This is a genomic window from Mesorhizobium sp. M1E.F.Ca.ET.063.01.1.1 (genome assembly GCF_003998155.1).
In the GTDB taxonomy this organism is placed as follows: domain Bacteria; phylum Pseudomonadota; class Alphaproteobacteria; order Rhizobiales; family Rhizobiaceae; genus Mesorhizobium.
Map to the genome: position 1 here is coordinate 36,659 of NZ_RZSC01000005.1, position 8,705 is coordinate 45,363.

Genomic DNA, 8,705 nt, shown 5'->3' on the forward strand with positions numbered 1-8,705 from the left:
GTGTCAAATCCAAACCGTGGTCGGCGATCCCACCAAGGTGGGAAGGCAGCGCTGACATAGCCGAACGTCGATCAAGTCACGATCAACGATTGCCTCATGTCACATGCCCTGCGGGACTGAAAAACGGAGAAGAACATGTGCGATGCAAAACTGAAGACCGTGCTTTCGCTCTTCTCGCCGGTGGCCAGCAAATTAGATGCTCTCTCGTCCAACGGACCAGCGACGGATGCAAATTACGTTAAGCTAAATACGAACGAGAACCCGTTTCCGTTGCCGAAGAGCGTAATGCAAAGTGCAATTGCTGCGATCGAACACCATTATCTTTATCCGGAAGACGACAATCTCAGCTTAAGGGCAGCTGCCTCCGACGCTTACGGATTTTCCAAAGATCAGGTGATTGCCGGCAACGGTTCGTCGGAACTGCTCGGACTCATCTACAGAGCTTTCCTCGCCCCAGGAGATACAGTGGCGATGCTGTCGCCCGGATTTTCGTTCAACCGTAAACTTGCCATGTTACAGGGTGCCGAGTTTCTCGAAATCGCATCGAGCGAAGCTCATCCCCTGCCGATAGAAAAACTTCTGTCCGGCCCCGCAAAAGACGCGAAGTTCATTCTGTTGGCTAATCCGAACAATCCGACCGGAACATTCGTGCCGGTGGCCGAAATCGAACGCCTTGTGGAGCAAGCAGATCGCTTGATCGTCTTGGATGAGGCCTACGTTGACTTCGCACCCGACCATGCCCTGCGCCTCGTCAATAGACATCCGAATCTTTTGATCTTGAGGACTTTTTCAAAGAGCTATGCTGCCGCTGGCGTGCGAGTCGGCTTCGGTTTCGGTCACCCAGAAATCATTGGCAGGCTGCGCAACATCCAGAATGTCTTCAACATGAACGTGATCGGGCAGGCGGTCGGGAAAAGCATTCTTGCGCATCGCCACGCCTACGAAGAGAACCACAGGCACATCAAGCATGAACGACAGCGAGTGACCCTGGCGCTGTTGCAACTTGGCTTTTCCGTAACACCCTCCCACGCAAACTTTTTGCTGGCCCGTGTGCCGGCGGGACAGGAGGGCTCATGCTGGCAAGCCGCGTTGAAAGAGCAGAAGATCCTCATCGCCAGCTTTCCTGACATAGATTTGAAGAACTGCATTCGCGTCAGCATTGGTAGCACAGAGCAGATGGACAAATTCCTTGCTGCCGCCAAACACGTCTGTATGAACTTTAAGAGGAATCGCGGTGTGCGCAAGCATGAAGTCAATTCACATTGCATTGGAAATGTATTAAGTAATAAGTGTCGATGTGTTATAAGTTATGATGTTTCCAATAGTGGATAAATCATAGGTAATTTGGAGAATAATTAATTGACGAAAATTTTCGCTTCGGGCCTAACCTTCGGCATCTTCGATCATCTGGACGAAAACGGCGATGACATCGCCCAACAATATGCAGATCGGCTGAGCCTAGCAGAAGCGTGCGATGGCTATGGCTTTTATGCGTATCATCTCGCAGAGCACCACTGTACGCCACATGGCAGAGGTCCATCACCGAATTTGTTCTTAGCGAGCGTCGCCCAGCGAACCCGCAGTCTTCGTGTTGGTCCCATGGTAATGCTACTTGCGCTCTATCATCCGCTGCGTGCCTTCGAGGAGATCTGCATGCTTGATCAGTTGAGCGGCGGCAGGCTTGAACTCGGCATAGGGCGCGGCTCTGCTCCGACTGAATTGGGATACTTCGGGGTTGCTGTAGAAGCAGCACCAGAACAGTACACGGAGGCCAGCGAGATTCTCATCAATGCGATGAAAGGCGGGACGCTTTCTTATGAGGGCCGCCACTTTGAGTTGAAAGACGTTCCGCTGACGTTGAGACCTCACCAATATCCCCAGCCGCCGACATGGATCGCCACCAATCGACCCGAGCCGGCTAGCTGGGCCGCCGCGAATGGGGCAAACATCGCCTGCGTCGGACCTTCCACTTCTGTTCGCAGCGTTACCGACGCGTTCCGCGCCGCCCGAATTCACGATGCTGACATTGGCCACCAAGCGCCATTTCTTGGATTGCTCCGAATGGTGGTGATAGGGCGTTCTGAAACAGATGCGTATTTGCTCGCAGCACCTGCCTATGAACGATGGCTCAAGAGCTTCAAATTTCTATACGAACTAAATGCCATTCCCACTCCACCAAACTTGCCTTTGAACTTCGATGCAGCAATTGAAAGTGAATTGTGCGTCGTGGGAACGGCAGCTTCTGTCCGAAAAGCTCTCCTTGATCAGCTGGAAGAGGCAGGTGCTAATTATCTTCTGTGTCAACTGGCATTTGGGGATTTGCCGCTGGATGCCTCGCTATACACCGCATCGACCATTCGATCCGAAATCATGGCTCGAGTTGCCGCATCGTGAATCCGTTGTGTGATTGGAGGAGCAGCGGCAGCGCTGCTGCTCATTCCGAAACGGTTGTGGGGGCCGGACTCTTGTGTCAGGCGTAAACACTAGGCCGGTGCTTGGTCGCCGACCGCGATACTGCAGCCCTCGCCCATTTCAGTCCCGATGACATTCCTGCCGCGACGGTTGCAGTGCCGCACTCCGCAAATTCCCCATACAGAAACAGACTTCTTGGCCTGCTCGACCAGCAGGATGGGTCCCTGCTCTCGCCGGATCTGGAGCACGTCGAACTGGCACTGAGCGATCGCCTTGAACAGCAAGGCAGGCCGATCAACTTCGTGTACTTCATAGAGGAGGGCTTCGGCTCTATCATCGCCAAAATGGCGCCCGGCCGGGATGCCGAAGCCGGCATTCTGGGCCACAAAGGCATGACAGGAACGGTTGTCGTCCTCGGCGACAATCTGGCGCCGCATGATTGCGTCGTCCAGCTCGCCGGAGAGGCGATGCGCATTCCGATAGCCCCCTTTCATGAGGCACTCGAGCAAAGTCCCACCCTGCGGCTGTTTCTTCTGCGCTTCGTGCAATGCCTGATGGTGCAGACCAGCTACACCGCTCTCACGCGAACGCCCGCCAGGGGCTCGAAAGCCGTCTCGTCCGATGGCTGCTGTTGTGTGAGGATCGCGCTGGCCCCGAGCTGAAACTCACGCGCGAATTCCTGTCGATCATGCTCGGCGTGAGGCGGCCGGGCGTAACCGTCGCCATCGAGGTCCTGGAAGGCAATGGCTTGATCCGCGCCACGTGCGGCAAGATCGTCATCCGTGATTGGGAAGGACTGATCAAACTGGCCGATGGCAGCTATGGCCCACCGGAAGCCGAGTACGAAAGGCTTATCGGTAGCAGTCCACTCCGCTGAAGGCTGTAGGGACCCTCGACAGCAGTGAGCCCATAGGAGATCACATGGCCGCCCTTTCCCTTAATTATTTTGACGTACGCAACAATGATCGGCTCTTTTCCGACACTGAAGGGACATGGTTAGCCGGCGGCATGGATTCCGTCAGGCTCGAGGCTTTCGCCGCGCTGACAGACTATGCGCGGGAAGTCACCCCCACCGTCATTTGCCGCCGCCTTACCGTTGAAGCCCGCGACGAAGACAGCAAGCCGCTCTTGGAAGCTGTTATGGACGTGGTCATCGGGGTCGTTTGTCTCAGACGACCCCGAACAGCCAAAGCGCTAAAAAAACGCCGAGCGCCAGCTCGGATGCCTTCCGGTGAACCGATCTGCGGGGCCGACTAGTCCTCTCGAACATCGGTCAGAGTGGCATGGCGCAGCCCGCCCTCGCCTTTCAGGAAGCTGATGTGGCCGACCAGGCCGGGCTTGATCCACTGCGCGTTCGGCTTCTTGATCGGAATTCCTTTGCGCGCCCGGCCGGGCATCCGGCGACGCGCTCGTAGAGCCGTTCCTTCATGGCGCGGTTCAGACCGATCACCGCGGCCCCGACATATTTTCGTGAGCCGTCGGCCTTGGCCATGAGAGCCATCGGCGCGGCGAGTAACCCTGAGGGTCTCGAGCTGCATCAGCATGGAGAGCCTGCCTATAACGGACCCCGTGCCGTCGTCGCGCTTTCCGAAGAAGTCGTCCGCCCACGGCAACCAGAGCGTCCTATCGAGGACAAAGCATGTTTGCCTGCGGCATTCTGAATCACATCCGAGACGAGGGTTGCCAGCTAATGGGTGGGCAGGCAGGGTGGCGCGCCAACGGCACACGGCCGCACGATGTAATGCAAATAGTACGAGGAAACCGATGCCCCCCATCACCCGTCGTCATGCCCTCTGCGCGCTCGCAGCCCTTTTTGGTGGAAAACACGCCCATGCTCAAACTTCTGTACAAGGCGGGCTCGATATCGTCCGCGGCAAGCGGACCACGTCTAAAGAGCATCCTTGGTACGTCGAACTCAATATTGTCACAGAGGATAAAATTGTCAGAGAGGATAAATCTTATCTATGCGGTGGAGTGGTGATCGGAGACCAATGGATCCTCACAGCGGCACACTGTTTAGCGGGTGCAACCAAGGTCGAGGCCTTTGTGAAGAATGGCGTTTCGTTAGATGTAACGGACTTTATTGTTCACGAAGAATATGTCGCGAAGACATTCAAACATGATCTGGCGCTCGTGCGGGTGCGCAGTACGCTACCCGCAGTGGCCATTCCCCTTGCTACCCCCCGGATGGACATTCCTAATGGCGAGCTCCTTACCGTGACGGGTAAGGGAGTTACACGACATGGTGGAGAGGAATCAGAAGAGCTCCGAGAGGGCAAGGTCCCATACGTCGACAACAAAACGTGCAGCCGCAAATATGGGGAGGAGATCTTTCCTGGGATGATGTGCGCCGGAACCGAAAGCGGCGGGACCGATCCTTGCCAAGGGGACAGTGGAGGTCCTCTGACCAAAGCCCATGGCAAAAACCCTATCTTGGTTGGAATTGTCTCGAGTGGGGCCGGTTGCGGAAGGACATACGGTGTGTATACGCGCGTGTCGTATTATCGCGAGTGGATCACGAAACATACCGGTGACTGAGGGGGCGAGTCGGGATGCGTGCAGGGTGGAAAGTTCACGTTGCCGCGTATCCGAACGCGCAGAATGTCCAGACTAATCGGAGTTCATCTAACAGGTATCCTGACCATGTCCCATGAAGGCTGTGCAGGCTAGGAAGCCCCGAGGCACCCGCGCCTGGCTCATCAGCGGAGCTGGGGGCTCTGATTAGACCCGCCGGAGATCAGGGCGGCGGGCTCTATCCAGCGGCACTGTATGACGCCAAGTCCAAACGCAAATTTGATGACGACGTGCGCGATAGCGGGCTTGGGGATTTTGTCGAGGCGGTCGAAGCCACCCCTCACGCCCTTGGCTAAGAAACCAAGCCTTCTTCAGCTTCCAAGAGACCGAGCACAGTGGTGCCAGAGTGGTCGGTCGAGGCATGCTGGCGAATGCGCGACAAAAGCAGCTTGTGGCCATAGAAGGCAGCGACACAAGCAAGACTGGTCGCCCCGCAATCGGTGATATCGCGCTGCTTAAACTTGCTGACCTTGCTTGACATGGCGGCTCGCTGACTGTCTGGAAATTGAAGATTAGTCGCCCGCGTAGAGCGGATTGAGCTAATCGTCGACTTTATCATAGAGGAGTTGCAGCAAAGTGCGGCCTGCAACGAGAAAGCGTGCCCAAACGGTAATGCCTTTCTTCAGGTGAGCGATGCCCCCGTTCTTAAGGACGAGTTGGTTGCGAGACAGCGCAAGGGGGACCTTGAAGAAGGGCTCCCGCCGTGGAGAATGGAGTCCTGCGCCACGTTGAGCACCTTGGCGTCAGTGACACCCCATTGATTGTAGTTTGTAGGCATCGATTTGGATATGCACCGACTGGCCCGGGTGCACAAAAGCGATGTCTTTGGGGGGAACGTAGATTTCCACCACCAGTTCGGTACCGGCGAAACCCAACCGACGTTTTGCCCGGCCTGTACGTAGCTGCCGGAAGTGAGGCCTGAGAATTGCTCAAGAGTACTGGGGCTCGAATATGAGTCAGATCCCGCTCGTTCTCGAGCTCATGCAAAGTGGCCGTGAGCTCCTTGAGGCGCAGGTTGATGTCGAAGAGTTGCTGGTTTCATTCGGCGATTTTTCGCCGGGCCAGGATCTCGCCCTGGAGCTCAATGTTGTGGAGGGCGAAAGTCTTTTCTTCAACAGTTTTCGCGGGCGCTGCAGAAGCCGAAAGCAGTCGCTTGGCACGGTCGAGTTCCGCTGCGGCATTGGTGCGGGCGTATTCGTTTTCCCGCAACAAGTTGAGGAAATGCGCGCGGTCAGCTTTGGCGGATTCGGTCGAGAGGCGGATCGGGTCCTTGGCCTGCGTGCCGGAGGAGATCAGGTTTTCGAGATCACCGGCAAGATCGCTCCTTGCGACCCATGCTCGCTCCAATCGGGCTGTGCGGAAATTCTCCCGGTTCACAAAATTGAGTCGCTGGAGTAGTGGGGGCGCAGAGAAATCTCCGGTCGCAGCCTTACCCGGTCAAAACAAGGATACCAATGATGAAGACTCTCGCCGTCTGCTCTGGCGGATTGGACTCCGTTTCCCTTGCTCACATGGTGGCAGCGGAGCACGAACTCACCGGCCTTCTATCTTTCGACTATGGCCAACGGCACAGGAAGGAATTGGGCTTCGCCGCTCTTTGCGCGCAGCGACTGAAGGTCCCGCACCAGATCATCGACATCGGCGAAATCGGCCGTGGCCTTTCCGGCTCAGCGCTGACCGACAGTGTCGACGTGCCGGACGGCCACTACGCCGAAGACACGATGAAGATTACGGTGGTGCCGAACCGCAATGCCATCATGTTGGCAATCGCCTTCGGTCTCGCCGCCGCCCACAACGCCGAAGCGGTGGCGGCGGCCATGCATGGTGGGGACCACTTCATCTATCCCGATTGCCGTCCGGCCTTCATTGAAGCTTTCCAGACAATGCAAGACCGCGCGCTCGACGGCTATGCGCAGATACGCCTCTATGCACCGTATGTGAATCTCGGAAAAGCTGACATTGTTGCGGATGGCGCAAGATACGGCACCCCGTTTGCCGAGACCTGGTCCTGTTACAAGGGCGGCGTGCGTCACTGCGGACGATGCGGGACCTGCGTCGAGCGGCGCGAAGCGTTCCATCTCGCCGGGCACGCTGATCCCACCGACTACGAGGACGCCGATTTCTGGCTCGAGGCGCTGCGCAGGAGGCGCGCGTAATGTTCCACATCAGCAAGGAATTCCACTTCTCGGCCTCGCATCAGCTCACCTCCTTGCCTCCCAACCATCAATGTGCGCGCCTGCACGGGCATAACTATGTCGTCGTAGTGGAGCTGTCGGCCAAGGAACTGGACGCCCACGGCTTCGTGCGCGACTATCACGATCTGGCGCCGCTCAAACGCTACATTGACGAGAGCTTCGACCATCGGCACCTCAACGACGTGCTGGGACATGAGAAGGTCACGGCGGAATGCCTGGCCAGACATTTCTATGAATGGTGCAAGGCACGTCTGCCGCAGACCGCGGCCGTGCGCGTTAGCGAAACACCGAAAACTTGGGCGGAATACCGTCCGTGACCGACATGCATCCCGTAATCCGTGTGAGCGAGATATTCGGGCCGACGATCCAGGGCGAGGGCGTGCTCATCGGCTTGCCGACGGTGTTCATCAGAACCGGCGGATGTGATTATCGCTGTTCATGGTGCGACAGCCTTCACGCGGTGGACAATCAGTATCGCCATGAATGGCTACCGATGCCGATCGATGCCGTGTGGCAAACCGTCCATGCGCTTTCCGGCGGCAGGCCGGTTATGGTCTCCTTGTCAGGCGGCAACCCGGCCATTCAGCCGTTCGGTCCCCTCATAGAACGAGGCCATCGCGAGGGCTATCGTTTTGCACTGGAAACGCAGGGTTCCGTGGTGAGGGAGTGGTTTGCGGATCTTGACGTGCTGACCCTTAGCCCAAAGCCGCCGTCCAGCGAAATGACGACCCGTTGGGCTGCGTTTGAGGCGTGCCTCGAAGCGGCGCAAGAGAAGCCGCAAATCGTGCTCAAGCTCGTCGTTTTCGACGAGAGTGACTATGCCTACGCCAAAGAAGTCGCGGCGCGATATCCGCACCTTCCGATCTATCTGCAACCCGGCAATCACACGCCGCCGCGCCCCGGCAGTGAAGACGCCTCTGTCGACTTGGACGGAATAATGATGCGAATGGAATGGCTTGTCGAAAGGGTGACCAGCGACAGGTGGTTCGAAGCCCGCGTGTTGCCGCAGCTGCACGTTCTGCTTTGGGGTAACAAGAGGGCGGTCTAGTCTGCGGCTTGCGTCGCACCGGAAGGCCGGGCTCCGACGGCTTGGCAGGCTCTCTTCGCGTGCCGAGTACAGCCGAGCTTTGTTCGCGCCAGCGGTCTCGCGATTGTGCGGCTGGAAACCGCCCGGACACCCGCTGCCGGCGTGTGTCACCTTGACTCCGATGAGCTGTCGTCACGCAAAGTTGAAATCCGCAAGAACTGGCCTTCTCGCCCCACCTGCTTGACTGTTTCCTCCGTCGCAAGCACGTCATCCCCTCATCCTTGTTCAGCTCTTATCGATGTATCTCATTGTCCGGCCTGACGCTCGACTGTCAGACACCAGAACGCCCAACGGGGCTGGCCCGCCGGTCAACGGCAGCTGCTAAACAGAACGGCGATGTGCATGGGAATGCATCCATTGCGTAAATGCCTTCCATAAAGAAGATCGATTTCCTCACTGGCCCAACGTGAAATATAGCAACGTCTTCGTGGCGTCGT

General features: G+C 57.2%; 10 protein-coding genes and 2 pseudogenes. 9 read left to right on the forward strand and 3 right to left on the reverse strand.

Features of this window, described 5'->3' with window-relative positions:
• Positions 1-135: 135 nt before the first annotated feature.
• From hisC to EOA29_RS41075, 5 genes are all read left to right on the forward strand, one after another.
• Positions 136-1,332, forward strand: coding sequence for a histidinol-phosphate transaminase (gene hisC, locus EOA29_RS01590; protein ID WP_091599485.1), 1,197 nt, complete (start codon positions 136-138; stop codon positions 1,330-1,332).
• Between the two features lie 27 nt (positions 1,333-1,359).
• Positions 1,360-2,394 (forward strand): LLM class flavin-dependent oxidoreductase, encoded by a 1,035-nt coding sequence (locus EOA29_RS01595; RefSeq protein WP_091599482.1) that lies wholly within the window; start codon positions 1,360-1,362, stop codon positions 2,392-2,394.
• 320 nt (positions 2,395-2,714) lie between these two features.
• Positions 2,715-3,074 carry a hypothetical protein gene (locus EOA29_RS43965; protein ID WP_348628846.1) on the forward strand — a complete coding sequence of 120 codons (360 nt, stop codon included), beginning with the start codon at positions 2,715-2,717 and terminating at the stop codon, positions 3,072-3,074.
• Positions 2,960-3,289, forward strand: coding sequence for a helix-turn-helix domain-containing protein (locus EOA29_RS42710; protein WP_245466525.1), 330 nt, complete (start codon positions 2,960-2,962; stop codon positions 3,287-3,289). Before EOA29_RS43965 ends, EOA29_RS42710 begins: the two co-directional genes overlap by 115 nt.
• A 44-nt stretch (positions 3,290-3,333) precedes the next feature.
• Positions 3,334-3,669 (forward strand): hypothetical protein, encoded by a 336-nt coding sequence (locus EOA29_RS41075; protein ID WP_187331497.1) that lies wholly within the window; start codon positions 3,334-3,336, stop codon positions 3,667-3,669.
• Here the strand turns inward: EOA29_RS41075 and EOA29_RS01610 are convergent.
• Positions 3,666-3,956 (reverse strand): hypothetical protein, encoded by a 291-nt coding sequence (locus EOA29_RS01610; protein WP_126057644.1) that lies wholly within the window; start codon positions 3,954-3,956, stop codon positions 3,666-3,668. The genes EOA29_RS41075 and EOA29_RS01610 overlap by 4 nt on opposite strands.
• 220 nt (positions 3,957-4,176) lie before the next feature.
• Between EOA29_RS01610 and EOA29_RS01615 the strand changes: the two genes are divergently transcribed.
• A complete protein-coding gene (locus EOA29_RS01615; RefSeq protein ID WP_164747232.1) occupies positions 4,177-4,950 on the forward strand; it encodes a serine protease in 774 nt (257 codons plus the stop codon).
• 260 nt (positions 4,951-5,210) lie between these two features.
• Here EOA29_RS01615 and EOA29_RS01620 read toward each other — a convergent pair.
• Positions 5,211-5,467 (reverse strand): annotated as a pseudogene (locus EOA29_RS01620) (cysteine peptidase family C39 domain-containing protein); the annotation flags it as partial.
• Between the two features lie 58 nt (positions 5,468-5,525).
• Positions 5,526-6,315, reverse strand: a pseudogene (locus EOA29_RS01625) (HlyD family efflux transporter periplasmic adaptor subunit); the annotation flags it as partial.
• 128 nt (positions 6,316-6,443) lie between these two features.
• Between EOA29_RS01625 and queC the strand changes: the two are divergent.
• From queC to queE, 3 genes are read left to right on the forward strand one after another with little or no spacing between them, the layout of a single operon-like run.
• On the forward strand, positions 6,444-7,142 hold the full coding sequence (gene queC, locus EOA29_RS01630) for a 7-cyano-7-deazaguanine synthase QueC (protein ID WP_091599584.1): 699 nt from the start codon (positions 6,444-6,446) through the stop codon (positions 7,140-7,142).
• Positions 7,142-7,498, forward strand: coding sequence for a 6-carboxytetrahydropterin synthase QueD (gene queD, locus EOA29_RS01635; protein WP_063169374.1), 357 nt, complete (start codon positions 7,142-7,144; stop codon positions 7,496-7,498). Before queC ends, queD begins: the two co-directional genes overlap by 1 nt.
• A gap of 5 nt (positions 7,499-7,503) precedes the next feature.
• Positions 7,504-8,229 (forward strand): 7-carboxy-7-deazaguanine synthase QueE, encoded by a 726-nt coding sequence (gene queE, locus EOA29_RS01640; protein ID WP_164747234.1) that lies wholly within the window; start codon positions 7,504-7,506, stop codon positions 8,227-8,229.
• The last annotated feature ends 476 nt before the right edge of the window (positions 8,230-8,705 follow it).

What these genes read in the sequence shown, in the direction of transcription:
- hisC (WP_091599485.1), top strand. Translation starts at nt 136, where the DNA reads ATGTGCGATGCAAAACTGAAGACCGTGCTTTCGCTCTTCTCGCCGGTG.
- EOA29_RS42710 (WP_245466525.1), top strand. Translation starts at nt 2,960, where the DNA reads ATGCCTGATGGTGCAGACCAGCTACACCGCTCTCACGCGAACGCCCGC.
- EOA29_RS41075 (WP_187331497.1), top strand. Translation starts at nt 3,334, where the DNA reads ATGGCCGCCCTTTCCCTTAATTATTTTGACGTACGCAACAATGATCGG.
- EOA29_RS01610 (WP_126057644.1), bottom strand. Translation starts at nt 3,956, where the DNA reads ATGCTGATGCAGCTCGAGACCCTCAGGGTTACTCGCCGCGCCGATGGC.
- EOA29_RS01615 (WP_164747232.1), top strand. Translation starts at nt 4,177, where the DNA reads ATGCCCCCCATCACCCGTCGTCATGCCCTCTGCGCGCTCGCAGCCCTT.
- queC (WP_091599584.1), top strand. Translation starts at nt 6,444, where the DNA reads ATGAAGACTCTCGCCGTCTGCTCTGGCGGATTGGACTCCGTTTCCCTT.
- queD (WP_063169374.1), top strand. Translation starts at nt 7,142, where the DNA reads ATGTTCCACATCAGCAAGGAATTCCACTTCTCGGCCTCGCATCAGCTC.
- queE (WP_164747234.1), top strand. Translation starts at nt 7,504, where the DNA reads ATGCATCCCGTAATCCGTGTGAGCGAGATATTCGGGCCGACGATCCAG.